Genomic DNA, 23,011 nt, shown 5'->3' with positions numbered 1-23,011 from the left:
TCACGACCCCGGACCACCCGAACTGCGTTGTGAGGAAACGAAAGCGATGACCACCTCGAGGAAGAGCCGCATCGACGCGCTGCCCGCGGAACTGCGGGAGACGCTCAAGCGCCGGCTGGCCGGGCGGGCGGAGCGGTCCGACGTGATCGGCCGGGCGCCGCGGGAGAACGCCCTGCCCCTGTCGTTCGCGCAGCAGCGCCTGTGGTTCCTCGACGAGTTCCGCCCGGGGGACGCGGAGTACAACAGCGCGGTGGCGCTGCGGCTGACCGGCCCGCTCGACACCGGCGCGCTGACCGGCGCGCTCGCCCGGCTGGTGGCGCGCCACGAAGCCCTGCGCACGACCATCGACGACACCGGCGGCAGCCCGGTGCAGGTCATCCACGACGCTCCGGAGGTCCCGGTGCGGACGGTCGACCTGACCGCCGATCCCGCACTGCGCCCGGCCGACCTGGACGAGGTCCTGGAGGCGGAGTACGGCCGGTCGTTCGACCTCCGCCGCGGCCCGCTGGTGCGGCTGCTGCTGGTGCGGGTGGCCGAGGAGCACCACGTCCTGCTGATCACCGCCCACCACGTCGTCACCGACGGCGAGTCGATGGGCATCCTGGTCGGCGAGCTCGGCGCGCTGTACGCGGCCGCCGTCCGCGGCGAACCCGCCGAGCTGCCCGAACCGGCGGTCCAGTACGCCGATTTCGCCGTGTGGCAGCGGAACCGCCTCGCCGGGCCCGCCCTCGACCGGCACCTCGCCTACTGGACGACGCAGCTGGCCGGCGTCGAACCCCTGGACCTGCCGTCCGACCGGCCCCGGCCGGCGGTGCGCACGACGGCCGGTGCCGTGCACCACTTCGGCGTCCCGGCCGAGGTCGCCGCGGGACTGGCCGAGCTGGCCCGGGTCCACGACACCACGCTGTACACCGTGCTGGTCGCCGCCTGCCAGGTGCTGTTCGCCCGCTACACCGGCCGCACCGACATCGCCGTCGGGACCGTGGTATCCGGCCGGAACCGGCCCGAACTGCAACGGACGGTCGGCTTCTTCGTCGACACCGTCGTCATCCGGTCCACTGTGGATCGTGCCGCGCCGTTCGGGACGTTCCTCGACGCCGTCCGCACGACCGTGCTGGAGTCCTTCGAACACGCCGAAGCGCCGTTCGAAAAGCTCGTCGAGGCGCTGCGCCTCGAGCGCGACGCCAGCCGCACCCCGTTGTTCGACGCGATGGTGCTGCTGCACGGGAGCCAGGCCGGGCAGGCGGACTTCGTCGGGCTGAGGGCCGAGCCGGTCGAGGTCGCCCGCCGCGCGGCCAACTTCGACCTCACCGTCGAGTTCCAGCCGTCCGGGGACGCGCTCGAAGGCTCCCTGGAGTACAACACCGACCTGTTCGACGAGCGGACCGCCGTCGCGCTGGGCGAGCACCTCACCGTGCTGCTGACCGCGATCGCCGCCGACGCGCGGCGGCCGGTCGGTGAGCTGCCGCTGCTCACCGGCGGCGAGGAGACCCGGCTGCTCACCGAGTGGAACGACACCGCGCTGGACGTTCCCGAGGCGACGCTCACCGAGCTGTTCGAGTCGCAGGCCCAGCGCAGCCCGGACGAAACCGCGCTCGTCGCGGGGGACATCGCGCTGAGCTTCGCCGAGCTCAACGCGATGGCGAACCGGCTGGCCCGCCACCTGGTCACGCTGGGCGCGGGCCCCGAGCGGGTGGTGGCCCTCGCCCTGCCGCGCACCGCCGACGCGATCGTGGCCTTCCTGGCGGTCCTGAAGGCGGGGGCGGTCTACCTGCCGATCGACCCCGCCCTGCCCGCCGAGCGGAAAGAGCTGCTGCTGCGCGACTCCGGCGCCGAACTGGTGCTCGGCCCGGCGGACATCGCCGCCGCGAACCAGGACCACCCGAGCACCGACCTCACCGACGCCGACCGGATCGCGCCGCTGCGGCCGGACAACACGGCCTACGTCATCTACACGTCCGGGTCGACCGGCCGGCCGAAGGGGGTGGCGGTCCCGCACCGCAACCTCACCAACCTGCTCGTCAACCACCGCCACGACTTCGCCCCGCCCGGGCGGCGGCTGCGGGTGGCGCTGACCGCGACCCTGTCGTTCGACACGTCCCTGGAAGGCCCGCTGCTCATGGCCGACGGCCACGAGCTGCACCTCATCGGCGACGACGTCCGGCTCGACGCCCACGCCCTCGTCGACCACATCGCCGAGCGCCGGATCGACTTCCTCGACCTCACCCCGACCTACCTGCGCCGGCTGATCCCCGCCGGGCTGCTGACCGACCCGCGGCACCGGCCGAAGATCCTCATGCTCGGCGGCGAAGCCCTCGACGAAACGCTCTGGCGGGAGCTGGCCGCGGCCGAAGTGACCGTGGCGCACAACTTCTACGGCCCCACCGAGTACACCGTGGACGCGGTCTCGTGCCGGGTCGGCGCCACGGCCCGCCCGGTGCTGGGCCGTCCACTGGCCAACACCCGCGCCTACGTCGTCGACCAGGACCTGCGGCCGGTACCCACCGGCGTGCCGGGCGAGCTGTGCCTCGCCGGGGCGCAGCTCGCGCGCGGCTACCTCGGCCGCCCGGGCCGGACGGCGGGGAGCTTCGTCGCGAATCCGTTCGGCGCGCCCGGTGAACGGATGTACCGCACCGGCGACCGGGCCCGCTGGACCGCCGACGGGCAGCTGGAGTACCTGGGCCGGCTCGACGACCAGGTGAAGATCCGCGGCTTCCGGGTCGAGCCGGGCGAGGTCGAGGCGGCGCTGGTGCGCCTGCCCGGCGTCACCGCGGCCGTCGTCGTGGCCACCCGGCCCGAAGAGGGCCACGCCCGGCTGGTCGCCTACGTCGTCGGGGCCGGAGACGTCACGCCGGACGCCCTGCGGGCCGGCCTGCGGGCCAGCCTGCCCGACTACCTGGTGCCCTCGGCGTTCGTCCCGATCGACGCGATTCCGCTGACCCCGCAGGGCAAAGTCGACCGCCGGGCCCTCCCCGCACCCGACGCCCCGGCGGACGGCGGCCAGGCCTACGTGCCCGCGCGCACCGCCGTCGAGCACCAGCTGGTGGCCATCTGGTCCGAGGTGCTCGGCAACGACCGCATCGGCGTCGAGGACAACTTCTTCGGCCTCGGCGGCGACTCGATCCTGTCCATCCAGGTGGTCGCCCAGGCCCGGCAGGCCGGCCTGCGGCTCACTTCGCGGGACATCTTCCTGCACCAGACCATCGCCGGGCTCGCCACCGCCGTGCAGACGGCCGCGGTGCACACGCCGGCCGCCGGGCCGGTCACCGGGCCCGCGCCGCTCACCCCGATCCAGCACTGGTTCTTCGACACCCACGGGCCGCTGGCCCACTTCACCATGTCCCAGCTGCTGGAACTGCCCGCCGACGTCGACCAGCAGGCGCTCCGGACCGCCCTCGACGCGGTCGTCGCCCACCACGACGCCCTGCGCACCCGCTTCTTCACCGTCGACGGGCAGTGGCGGCAGGAAGTCGTCCCCACGCCGCCGTCCGGGCTCCTGCGGTTCCGGGACCTCTCCTCGCTGGGCGACGCCGGGCAGCGCGCCGGCCTCGAGGCCGCGGCCGCGCAGGTGCGCGCCGGCCTCGACCTCACCACCGGCACCCTCGCCGGCGCGGTGCTGCTCGCCCGCGGCACCCGGCCGCCACTGCTGTTCCTGGCCGTGCACCACCTGGTGGCGGACGGCGTTTCGCTGCGGCTGCTGCTCGGCGACCTCGAAACCGCCTACGGGCAGGTCGTCGCCGGCGCGCCGGTCCGGCTCGCGGCCACCGCCACGCCGTTCACCCAGTGGGCGCACCTGCTGGAGCAGCACGTCCGGTCCGGGGGCTTCGACGACGACCTCGAGCACTGGACGCGGGTGGCCCGCCGGGTCCCGGCGGCGCTGGCGGCCGACCACGCGGGCGCGGGCACCACCGGCTCCACGCGCACGCTGACCGTGACGCTCGGCGCCGAAGACACCGACGCGCTGCTGCACCGCGTCCCCGCGGCCTACCGGACCCAGGTCAACGACGTGCTGCTGAGCGCGCTCGGCCGGGCGCTGGCCGACCGCACGCGGGAAGACGGCGTGCTGATCGCGCTGGAGGGGCACGGCCGCGAGGACGTCCTCGACGGCGTCGACCTCTCGCGCACGGTCGGCTGGTTCACCACGCAGTTCCCGGTGGCGCTCGACCTGCCGCCGTCGGGGGACTGGGGGGCCACCCTGAAGGCGGTCAAGGAGCAGCTGCGGGCGGTCCCGCGCCGGGGCCTGAGCTACGAGGCCCTGCGGTACCTCGGCGAGCCCGGCGCGCCCGGGCACGCCCTGCAGGCCTTCCCGCTGCCGCAGATCTGCTTCAACTACCACGGCCGCTGGGACGCCCAGGCCGGCGCGGACGGCCTGTTCCGCGGACGGCACGACAGCCCGGGCGCGGAAATCGCCCCGGACGAGGCGAGCGCCTACCAGCTGGACGTCACCGGCGTCGTCGAGTCCGGCGTGCTGTCGCTGACGTGGTCCTACTCCGACCAGGTCAACGACGAGCACACCGTCCGCGAGCTGGCCGAGGCGATGCTGACCGGCCTGCGGGAGATCGTCGCCCACTGCGCGCGGCCCGGCAGCGGCGGCCGCACGCCGTCGGACTTCCCGCTGGCCCGCCTCGACCAGGCCGGAGTGGACCGGCTGGTCGGCGACGGCCGCGACGTCGACGACGTCTACCCGCTGACTCCGCTGCAGGCGGGCATGCTGTTCCACAGCCTGCTCGAGCCGGCCGCCGATGCCTACGTCGACCAGGCCCGGATGCTGCTGGACGGGGTCCGCGACCCCGACGCGTTCGCGCAGGCCTGGCAGCAGGTCGCCGACCGGACCCCGGTCCTGCGCACCGAACTGGTCTGGGAGGGCGTCGAAGAACCCCTGCAGGTCGTGCGGCACCGGGCGGTCGTGCCGATCGCCCGCCACGACTGGCGCGGGCTCTCCGAAGCCGAGCAGGCCGAGCAGCTGGACCGGCTTTCGGCCGAAGACGCCACCACGGGTTTGGACCTCACCACCGCGCCGCTGATGCGGCTGGCCATCGTCGCGCTGACCCACGACCGCGTGCTGCTGATGTGGACCTCCCACCACATCGTCCTCGACGGCTGGAGCCTCGCGCAGATCTTCACCGAGGTGTGCGAGCAGTACGCCGCGATCACCGAACACCGGGTGCCGCGCGTACCGGTCCACCGGCCGTTCCGCGACTACCTCGGCTGGCTCGCCGCTCAGGACGTCTCGGCCGCCGAAAACCATTGGTCGGACGTGCTTTCCGGCTTCGCCGCCCCGACCCCGCTGCCCTGGGACCGGCCGCCGGCGAGCGCGCACCGGACCCGCTCGTCGCGGACGGTGCGGACCGCGTTGTCCACGGAGGACACCGACCGGCTGCGGGAGGTCGCCCGGCGGCACGGCCTGACCGTCAACACCCTCGTGCAGGGCGCGTGGGCGCTGCTGCTGGCCCACCACAGCGGCGAATCCGACGTCGTGTTCGGCACCACCGTCTCCGGCCGCCCCGACGACCTGCCGGGCGTGGAGACCATGATCGGGATGTTCATCAACACCGTCCCGACGCGCGTGCAGGTCGACACCGGCCAAGCGCTGCTGCCGTGGCTGCAGCGGCTGCAGGACGAGCAGAACCAGGCCCGCCGCTACGACTTCCTCGCCCTCGGGAAACTGCGCGCGCTCAGCGACGTCCCGCCGGGGGAGAACCTGTTCGACAGCATGGTCGCCTTCGAGAACTACCCCTTCGACGAGAACGCCGCCGCGCAGGCGGGCGTCACGCTGCGCGAAGTGACCGCGCTCGACGCCACGACGTTCCCGGTCACCCTGCGCGCCTACGCCGACCGGCAGCTGGGCTTCGAGCTGGGCACCGACCCGGCGCTGTTCGACGAGGAGACCGCCGCGGCGATGGCGGCCCGCCTGGAGACCCTGCTGCTGGGCATGGCCGAGGACCCGGACCGCCCGATCGCCCGGCTGCCCTGGCTGCCGGCCGCCGAGCGCGCGCAGCTGGCCGCGGCCGACGCCGTGTCGCTGCCCGCGCCGGCCATCACCGAGCTGTTCGCCGCCCAGGTGGCCGCCCGCCCGGACGCCGTCGCCCTCACCGCGGACGGCACCCACTTCACCTACGCCGAGCTGAACGCGCGGGCGAACCGCCTGGCGCACCGGCTGATCGCGCTCGGCGCCGGGCCGGAACGGTTCGTCGCGCTGCGCCTGCCGCGTTCGGCGGAGCAGGTGGTCGCGATCCTCGCCGTGCTCAAGGCCGGGGCCGCCTACCTGCCGATCGACCCGGCCACCCCGGCCGAACGCGTCGACCGGATGCTCGCCGACACCGATCCCGTCGCCGTTCTCGCGCCCGAAGACGTCGACGTGGCCGAGGGCCCGGACACCGACCCGCCGCAGCGGTGCACGCCGGACCACCCCGCCTACGTCATCTACACCTCCGGCTCGACCGGGCTGCCCAAGGGCGTGGTGATCCCGCACCGCAACGTCACCCGCCTGTTCGCCGCGACCACCCGCTTCGGGTTCGGGAGCGACGACGTCTGGACGTTGTTCCATTCCTACGCGTTCGACTTCTCCGTGTGGGAGATCTGGGGTCCGCTGCTGCACGGCGGCCGGCTCGTCGTCGTGCCGCACGCGGTGTCCCGCTCGCCGCGGGAGTTCCTGCGCCTGCTGGCCGACGAACGGGTCACCGTGCTCAACCAGACGCCGTCGGCGTTCTACCAGCTCGTCCGGGCCGACGAAGACGAGCCCGGTGCCCGGCTCGCGCTGCGGTACGTGATCTTCGGCGGCGAGGCCCTCGACACGCGCCGGCTGGCCGGCTGGTTCGTCCGCCACGGCGACCGCGCGCCGCGGCTGGTGAACATGTACGGCATCACCGAAACCACCGTGCACGTCACCGAACACGACCTGGAGTCCGATCAGGACACTCCTGGCGTCATCGGCACCGCCCTGCCCGACCTGCGCGCGTACGTCCTCGACCCGGACCTCGACCCGGTCCCGGCCGGGGTACCGGCCGAGCTCTACGTGGCCGGCGACGGCCTGGCCCGCGGCTACCTCGGCCGCCCCGGGCTGACCGCGGCCCGGTTCGTCGCCGACCCGTTCGGTGCGCCGGGGTCCCGGATGTACCGGTCCGGTGACCGGGTTTCCCGCACCGCCGACGGCGGCCTGCGCTACCACGGCCGCGCCGACCAGCAGGTGAAGATCCGCGGCTTCCGGATCGAACCGGGCGAGATCGAGGCCACCCTGCTCGCCCTGCCGGACGTCGGCTCGGCGGCGGTACTGGCCCGCGAGGACGAGCCCGGCCGCAAGCGCCTGGTCGCCTACGTCGTCCCCGCGACGCCGGACGCCCCGCCGAGCGCGGCCCGGCTGCGCGAGCACCTCGGCCGGTCCCTGCCGGACTACATGGTCCCCTCGGCGTTCGTCACGCTCGGCGAACTCCCGTTGACCCGCAACGGGAAACTCGACCGGCGGGCGCTTCCGGCCCCCGCCGCGGCGGCCGGCGAAGACACCGCGTTCGTCGAACCCCGCACCGAAACCGAGCGCACGGTCGCGACGGTGCTGGCCGCCACGCTCGGCCTGGAGCGCGTCGGAGCCGACGGCAACTTCTTTACCCTCGGCGGGGATTCCATCCTCAGCATCCGGTTCACCTCCGCACTGCGCGAGGCCTTCGGCGTCGACGTGTCCCCGCGGACGGTGTTCGACCACCCGACGGTGGCCGCGCTGGCCGCCGTGCTGCCCGCCGCGTCCGCCACCCCGCTGTCCGCCGCGATCACCCCGGTGGACCGGGCCGGTGAGCTGCCGCTGTCCTTCGCCCAGCAGCGGCTGTGGTTCCTCGACGAGTTCGCCCCCGGCAGCACCGACCACGTCACGGTCTTCGGCGTACGGCTGCGCGGCGACCTGCGGCCGGACGCCCTCGCCCGGGCCCTCACCACGCTGATCGCCCGCCACGAGTCACTGCGCACCACGTTCCCGGCCGTCGACGGGCGCCCCCGCCAGGTCGTCGGGGAGCCGTGGCGGCTCGCGCTGCCCGTCACCGAAGTGTCCGATGAGGACGCCTTGCGGCAGCTGCTGGCCGACGACCTCGCCCGGCCGTTCGACCTCGCCCGCGGCCCGCTGCTGCGGGCCCGGCTCGTCCGCCTCGCCCCGGACGACCACGCGCTCGTGCTGTCCCTGCACCACATCATCACCGACGGCTGGTCGATGGGCGTCCTGATCGGCGAGCTGGCCACCCTCTACGGCGACGAACGGGCCGAACTCCCCGCGTTGTCGATCCAGTACGCGGACTTCGCCGCCTGGCAGCGTGAGCGGCTCACCGGCGACTTCCTCGACGACCAGCTCGGCTTCTGGCGGCGCGAACTCGACGGTCTGCGCCCGCTGGACCTGCCGACCGACCGGCCGCGCCCGGCCACCCGGACGTCGAACGGCGCCGAGCACGAGTTCACCCTCGGCGCCGAGGCCCTCGCCGGGCTGCGCCGGCTGAGCACGGACCGCGACACGACCCTGTTCACGGCGCTCGTCGCCGCCTGCCAGCTGGTGCTGCGGCGCTGGTCCGGCCAGGACGACGTCGCCGTCGGCACGGTCACCTCCGGTCGCGACCACCCGGAGGTCCAGGACCTGGTGGGGCTCTTCGTCAACACCGTCGTCCTGCGGTCCTCTGTGGACGGCAGCCGCGGCTTCGGCGAACTGCTCGGCGCCGTCCGCCGGACGGTCCTGGACGCGTTCGCCCACCAGGACGTGCCGTTCGAGCGGATCGTCGACGAGCTCAGCCCGGACCGCGACCCCAGCCGCACCCCGCTGTTCGAGGTGCTCGTCACGCTGCAGAACGCGGGCACCCGGCTGCCCGCCCTCGCCGGGCTCACCGCCGGCGAGCTGACGCTGCCGATGACCACCGCCGGGTTCGACCTGAGCGTCGAGTTCGAGGAACGGCCGGACGGGCTGCGGGGGTTGTTGAACTACAACACCGACCTGTTCGACGCGGCGACCATGACCCGGTTCGCCGAGCAGCTCACGGTCCTGCTCACCGCGGTCACGGCCGAGCCCGGCCGGCCCGTCGACACCCTGCCGCTGCCCGCGGCCGAACACGACCTCGTCGTCGGAACCTGGAACGCGACCGACCGGCCGGTGCCGGAGCGCACCGTCGTCGAGCTGTTCGAAGCCCAGGCGGCCCGGACGCCGGACGCGACGGCGGTGGTCGCCGGCGACACGACGGTGAGCTTCGCCGAGCTGAACGCGCGGGCCAACCGGCTCGCCCGCGTCCTCGTCGGCCGGGGTGCCGGGCCCGAGCGCCTGGTCGCCGTCGCCCTACCCCGCTCGGCCGAACTGGTGGTCACGATCCTCGCGGTCCTCAAGGCCGGTGCCGTCCATCTGCCCCTGGACCCCGAGCTGCCCGAACGGCGGCGGGAGGCGCTGCTGGCCGACGCGCGTCCGGCCCTCGTGATCACCGAACCCGTTGCCGCCGAGGAGGCGGACACGAATCTCCCCGACCGGCCCGAGCCGGACCACGCGGCCTACGCGATCTACACCTCCGGCTCCACCGGAACGCCGAAGGGGGTGCTCGTCACCCACCGCGCTCTGGCCAACTTCGCCGTCGACCACGCGGATCAGTTCACCGCCGCGGCCGGGAAGGACCGGCTGCGGGTGGCGCTGACCGCCGCGTTCTCCTTCGACGCGTCCTGGGAAACCGTGCTGCTGATGCTCACGGCCGGGCACGAACTGCACGTGATCGACGGCGACACCCGGGTCGACCCGGCCCTGCTCGCCGGGTACGTCGCCGAGCACGGGATCGATCTGGTCAACTCGACACCGTCGTTCGTCCGCCACCTGCTGGAAGCGGGACACTGCCCGCCGGTGCTCCTGGTCGGCGGGGAGGCCGTCGGCGAGGCCTTGTGGCGCGACCTGAGCGACCTCGACGGCGCCACCGCGTTCAACCTCTACGGCCCGACCGAGTGCACGGTCGACGCGACCCTCTGCCGGATCGGCGAGACCGGCCGCGAAGTGATCGGCCGTCCCACCGGCAACGTGCGGGCCTACGTGCTCGACGACCGGCTGCGCCCCGCCCCGATCGGCGTGCCCGGCGAGCTGCACCTGGCCGGCGTCCAGCTGGCCCGCGGCTACCTCGACCGGCCCGGGCTGACCGCGAATCGCTTCCGCGCCAACCCCTTCGGCCCGCCGGGCAGCCGGATGTACGCCACCGGCGACCGCGCCCGCTGGACCGCCGACGGGCACCTGGAGTACCTCGGCCGCGCCGACGACCAGGTCAAGATCCGCGGTTTCCGGATCGAGCCCGGCGAGGTCGAGGCGGCGCTGCGCGCGCTGCCCGAGGTCGCCGACACCGTCGTCGTCGCCCGGCACGACGACGGCCACGCCCGGCTGGTCGCCTACGTCGTCCCCGCGAACGGCGCTCCGGCCGACCCGGCGCGGCTGCGGACGGCGCTCAAGGAGACCCTGCCCGAGCACCTGGTGCCGTCGGTGTTCGTGCCGCTCGAACGGCTGCCGCTGGCCACCAGCGGCAAGGTCGACCGCCGCGCGCTGCCCGCGCCCGCCGTCCACCCGGCCCCGGCCGGGGGCCGGACCGCACCGCGCACCGAGACCGAACGGCTGCTGGCGGAGATCTGGGCCGACGTCCTCGGCGTCGCGGAGCCCGGGGTGGACGACAACTTCTTCGCCCTCGGCGGGGATTCCATCCTCAGCATCCAGGTCGTCTCCCGGGCCCGGCGCCGCGGCCTGCGGCTGACCTCCCGGGACGTCTTCCGCCACCAGAACATCGCCGAGCTCGCGCTCGTCGCGGGCGCCGAAGCGGCTGCCGAGCCCGAAGCCGGGTTCACCGGCGCGGCCCCGCTCACGCCGATCCAGCGGTGGTTCTTCGAAACCGGCCACCACGACCACTTCACGATGTCCACGCTCGCCGAGCTCGACCCGGACGTGGACCTGTCCGCCCTCGAAACCGCGCTGGGGGCGGTGCTGGCCCGGCACGACGCCCTGCGCACCCGGTTCACCCGCACCGGCGACGGGTGGCGGCAGGAGTTCGCTCCCGAACGGAAGATCCCGGCGCTGCGGCACGTCGAATCGTCCGATGTGGACGTGGTCGCCGCCGAAGTGCGCGCCACCCTCCGGGTCGGCGAGGGGCCGCTCGTCGCGCCCGTGCTGATCACCGACGAGGGGCGGCCACCGCGGCTGCTGCTGGTCGTCCACCACCTGGTGATCGACGGCGTGTCCTGGCGGATCCTGCTGGAAGACTTCGAAACCGCCTACCGCCAGGTGGCTGCCGGGCAGCCGGTCGACCTCGGCCCGGCCCCGGCGAGCTACCTCCGCTGGGCGGACCGCCTCGCCGGGCACAGCTTCGAGGCCGAACTGCCGTACTGGACCGGCGTGCTCGACGGCGTCGACCCCGCCCTGCCGGTGGACGCGACGGGGGAGAACACCGCCGGAAAAGCCCGCACCCTCACCGTCCGCCTGGACGCCGAGACCACCGACGCCCTGCTGCGCCAAGTGCCGGAGGTCTACCGCACGCAGATCAACGACGTCCTGCTCAGCGCGCTCGGCCGGGTGCTGGCCCGCTGGACCGGCCGAGACCGCGTCCTGATTTCCCTGGAAGGCCACGGCCGCGAAGAGCTCTTCGACGACCTCGACCTGTCCCGCACGGTCGGCTGGTTCACCGCCGAGTACCCGGTCGCGCTCACCGTCCCGGCGGCCGACGACTGGGGACCGACCCTGAAGGCCGTCAAGGAGCAGCTGCGAGCCGTCCCGGGCAAGGGCCTCGGCTACGGCTCGCTGCGGCGTCCCGGCGACCCGGTGCCGCAGATCTCCCTGAACTACCACGGCCAATGGACCGCCGGCGGCGACGGCGACGGCCTGTACCGGGGCTGGGGCGGCGACCTCGGCGACGACATCGACCCGGCGCGGCCGCGCACCGCGCTGCTGGACGTCGTCGGCATCGTCGACGACGGCCGTCTCGAACTGGCCTGGACCTACGCACCCGGCGTGCACCGCGAGGACACCGTGCGCGGGCTCGCCGAGCAGGTCCTGACAGCGCTGCGCGAGATCGTCGCACACTGCGCCGGCCCGGACGCCGGCGGCCGCACGCCGTCGGACTTCCCCCTGGCCCGGCTGAGCGCGGCCGAACTGGACACCGTGGCCGGAGACGGCCGCACGGTCGAGGACGTCTACCCGCTCACCCCGCTGCAGGCCGGCATGGTGTTCCACACCCTGGTCGACGACGGCTCCCCGGCCTACTTCGAGCAGGTCCGCATCCGGCTCGCGGGTGTCACCGACCCCGCCGCGCTCGCCGCCGCCTGGCAGCGGGTCGTCGACCGGACCCCGGTGCTGCGCACCCGGCTCGTCTGGACCGGTGTCGAAGAGCCGGTGCAGGTGGTGGACCGGGCCGCGACCCTGCCGGTCACCCACCACGACTGGCGCGGCCTCGGCCCGGCGGACCGGGAAGCCGCGCTGGCGGACGCCCTCGCGGCCGACCGCGCCGTTCCGTTCGACCTGACCCGGGCCCCGCTGACCCGGCTGACCATCGGCGCCCTCCCCGGCGACGAGGTCGACCTGATCTGGACGTCCCACCACGTGCTGTTCGACGGCTGGAGCTCCGCCCAGGTCTTCGCCGAGGCGTGCGAGGAGTACGCCGCCGCGACCGCCGGCGTCCGGCCCGCCCTGGTCACCCGGCGCCCGTACCGCGACTACCTCGCCTGGCTGGCGGACCGCGACCAGGCCGCCGCCGACGGTTTCTGGGCGGACACCCTGGCCGGCTTCGACGCGCCGACCGCGTTGCCCTACGACCGCCCGCCGTCCGAAGCGCACCAGTCCCGCTCCACCGATTCGGTCCGGGTTGAGCTGCCGGCGGCCGCGACACTGCGGCTGCGGGAATTCGCCAGGACCCACGGCCTGACCGTCAACACCGTCGTGCAGGGCGGCTGGGCGCTGCTGCTGGCCATGCTCTCCGGCGACCGCGACGTCGTCTTCGGCACCACCGTTTCCGGCCGCCCGGCCGACCTGGCCGGCGTCGAGACCATGATCGGGCTGTTCATCAACACCATCCCCACCCGCGTCCGCGTCGACGCCGCGCTGCCGGTCGCCCGCTGGCTCGGGCGGCTGCAGGCCGCGCAGAGCGAGGCCCGCGACCACGACTTCGTGTCGCTGGCCCGGCTGCGCCCGCTCAGCGACGTCCCCGCCGGGCAGAACCTGTTCGACAGCATGGTCGTGTTCGAGAACTACCCGATCAGCGAGCCCGCCACCGCGGGCGCGCCCCGGGTCGTCGAGGTCGCTTCGGCCGACGCCACGAACTTCCCGCTGTGCCTGCGCGCCTCCCTCGACGACGGCCTCGCGCTCGATCTCGCCTACGACCCCGCGCTGTTCGACGCCGGGACCGTCACGGCGCTGACCGATCGCCTGGTCCTGCTGCTCGACGCCGTCACCGCGGACCCGGACCGGCCCCTGGCCCGGGTGCCGTGGGTCGACGCGGCCGAACGGGCCCGGGTGCTCGCCGACGCCCACGGCCCGGGTGCCGCCGGGACGCCGTCCACCGTGCCGGTGCTCTTCGCCGACCAGGTCGCCCGCCACCCGGACGACCCCGCCGTGCTCGCCGCCGACCGGACCCTGACCTATCGCGAGCTCGACCAGCGGGCCAACCACCTGGCCGGACGGCTGGCCGGGCTCGGCGTCACCGTCGAGGACCGGATCGGGCTGCTGCTCGAACCGTCGGTCGACCACGTCGTCGCCGAACTCGCCGTGCTCAAGGCCGGTGCGGCTTACGTGCCTCTGGACACCCGGGCGCCGCGCGAGCGGCTGCGCGCGGTGCTCGCCGAAGCCGGGGTGTCGGCCGTGGTGTCCGGCGACACCTGGGTGCCGACCGCCGAAGCCGTCCACAGTGGACCGGTGCTGACCGTCGGCGAACAGCGGTCCGCCACCGCGCCCGATCCCCGCGTGGGGCCCGAGAACCTCGCCTACGTCATGTACACCTCGGGGTCCACGGGGGTGCCGAAGGGCGTCGCCGTGCGCCACCGCGACATCACCGCGCTGGCCCAGGACGGCCGGTTCGCCGGCGGTGCCCACACCCGGGTGCTCGCGCACTCGCCGCTGGCCTTCGACGCGTCCACCTACGAGCTGTGGGTGCCGCTGCTGGGCGGCGGCGCGACGGTCCTGCCCGACGGGCCCGACCTGACCGTCGAGTCGTTGCGGCGCGCGATTTCCGCGCACGGCGTGACGTCGGCGTGGCTGACCGCCGGGCTCTTCCGGCTGCTCGCCCAGGACGCGCCGGACGGCCTGCGCGGCCTGCGCGAGGTGTGGACCGGCGGCGACGTCGTCCCGCCCGCCGTGGTGCGGACGGTCCAGGCCGCGTGCCCCGGCCTCGTCGTGGTCGACGGCTACGGCCCCACCGAAACGACCACCTTCGCCACGTCGTTCCGGATGGCCGGGGAGGCCGTGCCCGAACCGGTCCCGATCGGCCGACCGCTCGACGGCATGCGCGCCTACGTGCTGGACGCCGAGCTGCGTCCGCTGCCCGCGGGCGCGCCCGGCGAACTGTGCCTGGCCGGCGCGGGCCTGGCCCGTGGCTACCTCGGCCGGCCCGGCCTGACCGCCGAGCGGTTCGTCCCCGACCCGTTCGGCGCGCCGGGGGAGCGGATGTACCGCACCGGCGACGTCGTCCGCCGCGGACCCGACGGCGAGCTCGTGTTCCTCGGCCGGTCCGACGACCAGGTCAAGCTGCGCGGGTTCCGGATCGAGCTCGCCGAGGTCGAGGCCGTGCTGGCCGCCCACCCGGCGGTCGCGCAGGCGGTCGCGAGCATCCACACCGACGCCTCCGGCACGCGGCGGCTGCTCGCGCACGTCGTCCTCGATCACCCCGCCGATCCGGACGAGCTGCGGGCGCACGCCGCCGCGACGCTGCCCGAGTACATGGTGCCCGCCGCGGTGCTGGTGCTGGCCGCGCTTCCGTTGAACCGCAACGGGAAGGTCGACCGCCGGGCGCTGCCCGCACCGGACGGCCCGGTGGCGTCGCAGCGGCCCTACGCCGAGCCGTCGACCGCGACCCAGCGCGCCGTGGCCGGGATCTGGCAGCGGCTGCTCGGCGTCGAGCGGGTCGGGGCACAGGACAACTTCTTCGAGCTCGGCGGTGACTCGATCCTCAGCATCCGGCTGGTGTCGCGGCTGCTGGCCGAATGCGGCGTCTCGCTGTCGCCGCGGGCGGTGTTCGCGCACCCCACGGTTTCCCGGCTGGCCGCCGCGATCGAAACCGTCGGGGCCACCGCGGCCGACCCGATCCCGGCCGTGCCGCGCCACGGCGAGCTGCCGCAGTCCTTCGCCCAGCAGCGGCTGTGGTTCCTCGACGAGTTCGACCCGGGTGGCACCGAGTACGTCACCAGCTCCGCCGTGCGGCTGCGCGGTGAACTGGACGTCGACGCGCTCGCCGGGGCCTTCACCGCGCTGGTCGCCCGCCACGAGCCGCTGCGGACGACGTTCGGCTCGGCCGACGGCCACGGCGTCCAGTTCGTGCACCCGCCTTACGAGGTGCCGCTGCCGGTCGTCGACGCTCACGAGGAAGAGCTCGCGGAAATCCTGCGTGCCGACGGCGAACAGCCCTTCGACCTGAGTGAAGGGCCGCTGCTGCGGGCGAAGCTGATCCGGCTCGCGCCGCGGGAGCACGTGCTCACGGTCGCGGTGCACCACATCGTCACCGACGGCTGGTCGAACGGCCTGATCGCCGAGGAGGTCGGCGCGTTCTACGCGGCCGCGCTGCGCGGCGAAGCGGCGGACCTCCCGCCGCTGCCGGTGCAGTACGCGGACTTCGCGGCCTGGCAACGCGGCCGGCTCGCCGAGCGCGTCCTGGCCGGCCAGGTCGACTACTGGACCGAGCGCCTGCGCGGCCTGACCCCGCTGGAGCTGCCCACCGACCGGCCCCGCCCGCCGGTGCGCACCACCCGCGGCGCGACGCACGAGATCGTCGTCCCGGCGGCGGTGACCGCGCGGCTCGAGCAGGTGAGCCGGCAGCGTTCGGCGACGTTGTTCACGACGCTCGTCGCGGCGTGCCAGGTGCTGCTCGGCCGGTGGGCCGGCCAGGACGACGTCGCCGTCGGCACGGTCACCTCCGGCCGGGAGCGGCCCGAGCTCGAGGGGCTGGTCGGGTTCTTCGTCAACACGCTGGTGCTGCGCTCGCAGGTCCGTCCTTCGCTGGCTTTCACCGCGTTCCTCGACGAAGTCGCGGCGGGGGTGCGGGCGGCGTTCGACCACCAGGACCTGCCGTTCGACCGGGTCGTCGACGCGGTGCAGCCGGGCCGCGACCCGAGCCGGACACCGCTGTTCCAGGTGATGGTGGTGCTGCAGAACAGCCCCCGCGAGACAACCCGGCTGCCGGGCCTGGAAACCGAGGAGCTCGCCCAGCCCGCGACCGCGGCGAACTTCGACCTCACCCTGGAGTTCCAGCCGGACGGCGACGTGCTGCGGGCCGCGCTGACGTACAACACGGACCTGTTCGACGCGGCCACGATCGAGCGCCTGGCCTCGCACCTGGAAGTGCTGCTGGCGGGGGTCGCCGCCGACCCGGACCGGCCGGTGGCGCGGCTGCCGCTGATCGGCCCGGCCGAGCGCGAACTGGTGCTGGAGACCTGGAACGACACGGCGGTTCCGGTGGAGCCGCTGACGCTGCCCGCGCTGATCTCGGCCCGCGCCCGGCGGACCCCGGACGCGCTGGCGGTGATCGGGAGCGAGTCCCTGACGTACGCCGAGCTGGAGGCGCGCGCTTCGCGGCTGGCGTCGGTGCTGGCCGGGTACGGGATCGGGCCGGAGCGGATCGTGGCACTGGCCCTGCCGCGGTCGGTGGAGATCGTGGTGGCGCAGCTGGCGGTGTGGAAGGCCGGCGGGGCGTTCGTCCCGGTGGACCCGACTTACCCGATCGAGCGCATCACGTTCATGCTCGCGGACGCGCGCCCGGCGCTGGTGCTGACGGTGGAGGGACTGGCACCGCCGGTGCCCGAAGGGGTGGAAGTGCTGGCGCTCGACGACCCGGCGCTGTTCGAGGCCGGACGGGCCGCGGCCGCTGCCGAGCCGGTGCGCAGCGGTGAGCCGGCTGAGCCCGCCGCCGCGGTGGCCGTGCGGCCCGAGCACCCCGCCTACGTCATCTACACCTCCGGCTCCACCGGGCGCCCCAAGGGCGTGGTCGTCACGCACGCCGGGCTGGCGTCCTTCGCCGCCGCCGAGGCCGAGCACCTCCGGGTCGGCGAAGGCGACCGCGTCCTCGCCTACTCCTCGCCGAGCTTCGATGCCTCGATCCTCGAACTGTGCCTGGCCCTGCCCTCCGGCGCCGCGCTCGTCGTCGTGCCGCCCGAACCGCTGCTCGGCGAACCCCTCGCCGAGTTCCTCGCCACCCACCGGATCAGCCACACGCTGATCCCGCCCGCCGCGCTGGCCACCGTCCCGGCGACCGACCTGCCGGACCTGCGCACGCTCGTCGTCGGCGGGGACGCCTGCCCGGCCGAGCTCGTCGACCGGTGGGCGCCCGCGCGGCGGATGATCAACGCCTACGGCCCCACCGAGTCGACGATCGTCGCGACCTGGAGCGAGCCGCTGGTCCCGGGCAGCCCGCCCCCGATCGGCCGGCCCATCCCGAACACCCGCGCCTACGTGCTCGACGCCGCGCTCCAGCCGGTGCCGGTCGGCGTGGCGGGCGAACTGTACGTCGCCGGGCCGAGCCTGGCCCGCGGCTACCTCGACCGGCCGGGCCTGACCGCCGACCGGTTCACCGCCAACCCGTTCGGCGCGCCGGGGGAGCGGATGTACCGCACCGGCGACGTCGTCCGGTGGACCGTCGCCGGGCAGCTGGAGTTCACCGGCCGGGCCGACGACCAGGTCAAGGTCCGAGGCTTCCGCATCGAACTCGGCGAAGTCGAGGCGGCGCTGACCCGCCACCCCGGGGTGGCCGCCGCCGTGGCCGCGGTCCAGCAGGACGAGTCGGGCCACAAACGCCTGGTCGCGTGCTTCGTCGCCGCGCCGCACACCGAGCCGGGGCCGGATCTGCCGCCGGCCACGGCAGACGGTGACCCTTCCCCGGAGAACGCGCCGGCGAACGGCCCGGTCGGCCCCGCCGAACTGCGGGAATTCCTCGCCCGGTCGCTGCCCGGCCACCTCGTCCCCTCGGCCATCCTGGAACTCCCGGCCTTGCCGATCAGCCCGAGCGGCAAGGTCGACCGCCGCGCGCTGCCGGTGGTCGCCGCCGCGGCCGAGCCCGCCGCCCACCACGTCGAGCCGGTGACTCCGGCCGAACGGGTGCTCTGCGAGATCTGGGCGCAGGTTCTCGGCCTCGACCGGGTCGGCACCGCCGACAACTTCTTCGAGCTGGGCGGCGATTCCATCCTCAGCATGCAGGTCGTCTCCCGGGCCCGGCAGGCCGGGCTCCAGGTGTCCACCAAGGACATCTTCCTGCACCAGACCGTCGCCGCGCTCGCTCCCGAAGCCGGGGTGGTGGCCGAACGGACCGAGGTGGACGGCCCGGTCGTCGGGCCGGTGCCGCTCACCCCGATCCAGGACTGGTTCTTCGCCACCCACACCGTCAACCCGCACCACTTCAACCAGTCGATGCTGGTCGAGCTCGCCGACGGCTTCGACGCCGGCGCCCTCCGGCGCGCCCTGGCCGCGGTGTGGACCCACCACGACGCCCTGCGGATGCGCTTCAGCCACACCGAAACGGGCTGGCACCAGCACAACGCCGACGTCGAGCCGGTACCCGCACTGCGCCACGAGGACCTGACCGCCGTCCCCGAGGCCGAGCGGGCGGCCGCGCTGGAGCGGATCGCCGACGACGTCCACGCCGGGTTCGACCTCACCCGCGGTCCGCTGCTGGCCGCCGTCCTGGTCACCGCCGATCCGGCGTGGCGGCCGCGGCTGTTCCTGGCCGCGCACCACGTCGTGGTCGACGCCGTGTCCTGGCGCATCCTGCTCGACGACCTCGACACCGCCTACCGCCAGGCCGCCCGGAACCTCCCGGTCGACCTCGGCCCGCGGACGACGTCGTTCCGGGACTGGGCGCACCGCCTGCGCGACCACGTCCGGGCCGGTGGCTTCGACGACGAACTGGCGTACTGGACCGGCCTGCCCCCCTCGGCCGCGCTGCCGGTGGACCACGACGGCGACGACACCGGCACGGCGGAGGTCACCGTGGCGCTCTCCGCCGACGACACCGACGCCCTGCTGCGGTCGGCGCCCGCGGCCTACCGCACGCGCGTCAACGACGTCCTGCTCGCCGCGCTGGCCTGGGCGCTGGCCCGGTGGACCGGCCGCCCGGACGTGTCGATCGCGCTGGAAGGCCACGGCCGCGAGGACGTCCTCGACGACGTCGACCTCAACCGGACCGTCGGCTGGTTCACCACACTGTTCCCGGTCGCACTGTCCATTGAGGACACCGACTGGCGGACGCTCGTCAAGTCCGTCCGCAAGCAGCTGCGGGCCGTGCCCGGCAACGGGTTCGGCTACGGGGCCCTGCGCCACCTCGGCGACCCGGACGTCCGCGAGCGGCTCGCGGGCCAGAACCCGCAGATCTCGTTCAACTACCTCGGCCAGTGGGACGGTTCCGGCGCGGCGACGACGTCCGAGAGCCTTTACGCCGCCGTCCGGGGTTCGCTCGGCCGCGACCACGACCCGGCCGAACACCGCCCGCACCTGCTCGACCTGGTCGGCGCGGTCCAGGACGGCGAGCTGGTGTTCTCGCTGATCTACCAGCCCGGCCGCCACGACCGGCGGACCGCCGAAGCGCTGGCCGGCGACTTCGCGGCCGCGCTGCGCCGGATCGCCGCCGACAGCTCGGCCCCGGCCCGGCGGAAGGAGCGGCGGTGACCACGCGGCTGTCGCGGAACCGCAACTACCAGCTGCTGTGGGGCAGCCAGGCGCTGTCGGAGGCCGGGTTCAGCGCGTCGATGATCGCGTTGCCGCTGCTGGTGCTGGCGGTGACCGGCTCGCCGGCGCTGTCCGGGCTGGTGCTCGGCGTCGACGCGATGGCCCAGCTCGTCGCGGGCCTGCCGGCGGGCGCGCTGGCGGACCGGTGGGACCGCAAGAAGATCCTGCTCGGCTGCGAGGCGGTGTACGCACTGGCGGTGGCCAGCCTGGCCGCGGCGATCTGGTGGGACGCCGTGAGCGTGCCCCACCTCGTCGCGGTCGCGGCGGTGATGGGCTGCTGCCGGTCGCTGTTCGGCCCGGCCGAAGGCGCGATGCTGGCCGGCGTCGTGCCGCCGGCCCAGCTGCCGACGGCGGTGGCGATGAACTCCGCGCGCGGCGCGCTCGGCCAGCTGTCGGGGACCGCGGTCGGCGGGTTCCTCTACGGCCTCGGGCGGGCCGTCCCGTTCGCCTTCGACGTGCTGGTCCACCTGATCTCGCTGGTCGCGCTGACCTTCGTCCGGGCGCCGCGCCGCGAGGCCGCCGCGCCGGCGGGCGGGCACCTCGGCCGGGAGATGGCCGAGGGGCTGCGCTGGGTGTGGAGCGAACGGCACGTGCGCGTCACGGTGGCCTGCGCGGTGAGCCTCAACTTCTTCTTCAGCGCCTACTACATCGTCATCATCGTGCTGGCCAAGGAGCGCGGCGTCACCTCGGGCGAGATCGGCGTGATGGCCGCGATGCTCGGCGTCGGCGGCGTGGTGGGCTCGCTCATCGCGCCCTCCCTGCAGCGGCGGCTGAGCCCGTACGTGTCGATCATGAGCGTGTTCTGGGTGCTGACCCTGCTGACCCCGCTCGCGGCCGTGATCCACGACGGCTACCTGCTGGGCGCGCTGTTCGTCGCCATGGCCCTGCTCCCGCCGACCGCGAACACGACGATCGGGACCTACCAGCTGCTGCTCACCCCCGACCGGCTGCGCGGGCGGCTGACCAGCGTGATGGGCGTGATCGGCGGCGTCTCCGCGGCGACCGGGCCGGCCTTCGGCGGCCTGGTCGTGCAGGCGTTCCCCGGCACGGACGCCGTGCTGCTGTGCGCGGCGGGGATCGCCCTGGTGACGCTGGTCGTCACGGCCAGCCCCACCCTGCGCCGGTTCCCCCGCGCCGACACCCTCGTCCCCGAACCCGAGCCGACGACCGAGGAGAAAACCTCATGACCACCCAGGAATCCGGCGTCTCGTTCGCCTTCGAAGAGCTGCTGGCGCGCTCGGCGGCGCTGCGCGAGCGCGGCCCGGTGCACCACGACGAGGAGCGGGGGCTGTGGCGGGTGCTCGACCACCCGGGCGTCTCGCGGGTGCTGTCCGACCCGGCGGCGTTCTCGTCGGACTTCAGCGGGCTCACGCCGGTCCAGGAGGACTTCGAGACCTTCCGCAAGGGCAACTTCGTCGGGATGGACCCGCCGGACCACCGCAAGCTGCGCACGCTGGTCAGCCAGGCGTTCACCCCGCGCGTGGTGGCCGGCCTCGAGCCGCGGATCCGGGCCATCGCCGGCGAGCTGCTCGACGAGGTCGGCGGCGAGTCCCGCTTCGACGTCGTCGACGCGCTGGCCTACCCGCTGCCGATCATCGTGATCGCGGAGCTGCTCGGCGTCCCGGTGGCGGACCGGCCGCTGTTCACCCGCTGGGCCCAGGTGCTCTTCAGCGGCGACCAGCTGGGTGAGTCGGCCGACATGGAAGACATCCAGCGTGCGCTGGACGCGATCGCCCCGACGATCCGCGAGATGAACGCCTACATCCTCGACCACATCCGCCACCACCGCGCCCACCCCGGCCCGGGCCTGACGAGCAGGCTGGTCGAGGCGGAGTTCAACGGCGAGCGCCTCGAGGACCAGGAGATCGTGGGGTTCGTCGCGCTGCTGCTGATCGCCGGCCACATCACGACGACCGCGCTGCTGGGCAACGCGGTGGTGACCTTCGACCGCAACCCGGCCGCGGCGGCCGCGCTGCGCTCTTCGCCGTCGGGCCTGCCGGCGGCGCTGGAGGAAGTGCTCCGGATGCTGCCGCCGTTCCCGGAGCTGGGCCGCCGCACGACGCACGAGATCGAGCTGGGCGGGCACCGCATCCCGGAGAACTCGATCGTGATGGCGGACCTGGCCGCGGCCAACCGGGACCCGGCGTTCTTCGACCGGCCGGACGCGTTCGACCCGGCGCGCTCCCCGAACCCGCACCTGACCTTCGGCCACGGCATCCACTTCTGCTTCGGCGCGCCCCTGGCGCGGCTGGAGGGGCGGGTCGCGTTCGAGGTGCTGTTCGAGCGCTACCGGGACCTGGCGGTCGCCACGGACGCGCCGGTGGTGTTCCAGAACCCGTCGGTGATCGTGAGCGTCCGGCACCTGCCGCTGGACGTCGAGCGGGCCTGACCGGTCACCGCGCCGGGACGGACGCGGGGGCGGACCTCCCGTCGACCACGGCCGCGACCACCGCCAGCCCGGTGGTCGCGGCCGCGGCGAGCAGGAGCACCCGGCCGCCCAGGCCGCTCGCCGCACCCGCGAGGGCGGCTCCGGCCGCCGCCGAGGTCACCTTCAGGCCCGCGCTCGTCACGAACACCTGGGCCAGTGCGCCCGCCGGGGCGTACGTGCCGCGGGCGGACAGGGTGGCCGTGAACGACATCGCGTTCAGCAGCCCCAGCACCGCGAACCCGGCGACCGCCACCGCGTAGGCCGGGGCGAACGCCGACGCCGCCGTGGCCGCCGCCATGGCCGCGAACAGCCAGGCCGCCAGCACCTCCGGCTCGCCGCGCAACGGCCACGCCGTCACCAGGGCCGAGCCCAGGAGACTGCCCGCGCCGTACGCGACGGTCAGCGTCGCGCCCGCCGCGGCCGTGCCGTGCAGTTCGGTGCCGAAGCGCACCGCCACCACCGGGAGCGCCCCCAGTTCGAGCGCGGCCAGCAACGTCATCACCGTCACCCGCCGCAGCGGCCCCCGCCGCACCAGCACGGCCAGCCCGGCACGCAGGCCCGCGGCGTCCTCCGGGCGGGCGTGGCCCGCGAGCGGCAGCGTCACGACCAGCGCTCCCGCCGCCCCCGCCGCGACGGCCAGCGCGAGCACCGCCTCGAGCGGGCCGGCCAGCGCGGTGAGCGTCGCCGCGGCCGCCGGGCCTGCCGTGCCG

At 74.6% G+C, this 23,011-nt stretch carries 3 protein-coding genes and 1 pseudogene; 3 read left to right on the top strand and 1 reads right to left on the bottom strand.

Translation table 11 applies throughout. From position 1 onward, the window contains the following. The first annotated feature begins 46 nt into the window (after positions 1 to 46). The 3 genes from IE317_RS29990 to IE317_RS29980 are packed head-to-tail and all read left to right on the top strand — an operon-like array spanning position 47 to position 22,262. Positions 47 to 19,813, top strand: a complete 19,767-nt coding sequence (locus IE317_RS29990) for a non-ribosomal peptide synthase/polyketide synthase (protein WP_191314711.1) — start codon at positions 47 to 49, stop codon at positions 19,811 to 19,813. Then, the gene (locus IE317_RS29985) at positions 19,810 to 21,060 is read left to right on the top strand and encodes an MFS transporter (RefSeq protein WP_191314710.1); all 1,251 of its coding nucleotides are present in this window, start codon (positions 19,810 to 19,812) and stop codon (positions 21,058 to 21,060) included. The genes IE317_RS29990 and IE317_RS29985 overlap by 4 nt, the downstream gene beginning before the upstream one ends. Then, positions 21,057 to 22,262, top strand: coding sequence for a cytochrome P450 (locus IE317_RS29980; RefSeq protein WP_191314709.1), 1,206 nt, complete (start codon positions 21,057 to 21,059; stop codon positions 22,260 to 22,262). Before IE317_RS29985 ends, IE317_RS29980 begins: the two co-directional genes overlap by 4 nt. Positions 22,263 to 22,266: 4 nt before the next feature. Here the strand turns inward: IE317_RS29980 and IE317_RS29975 are convergent. Beyond that, positions 22,267 to 23,011, bottom strand: a pseudogene (locus IE317_RS29975) (MFS transporter); the annotation flags it as partial.

Origin of the sequence: Amycolatopsis bullii, assembly GCF_014654205.1 — a bacterium.
Lineage (GTDB): Bacteria > Actinomycetota > Actinomycetes > Mycobacteriales > Pseudonocardiaceae > Amycolatopsis > Amycolatopsis plumensis.
The sequence above is the reverse complement of the archived record's forward strand: the minus strand, read 5'-3'. Positions and strand labels throughout refer to the sequence as shown.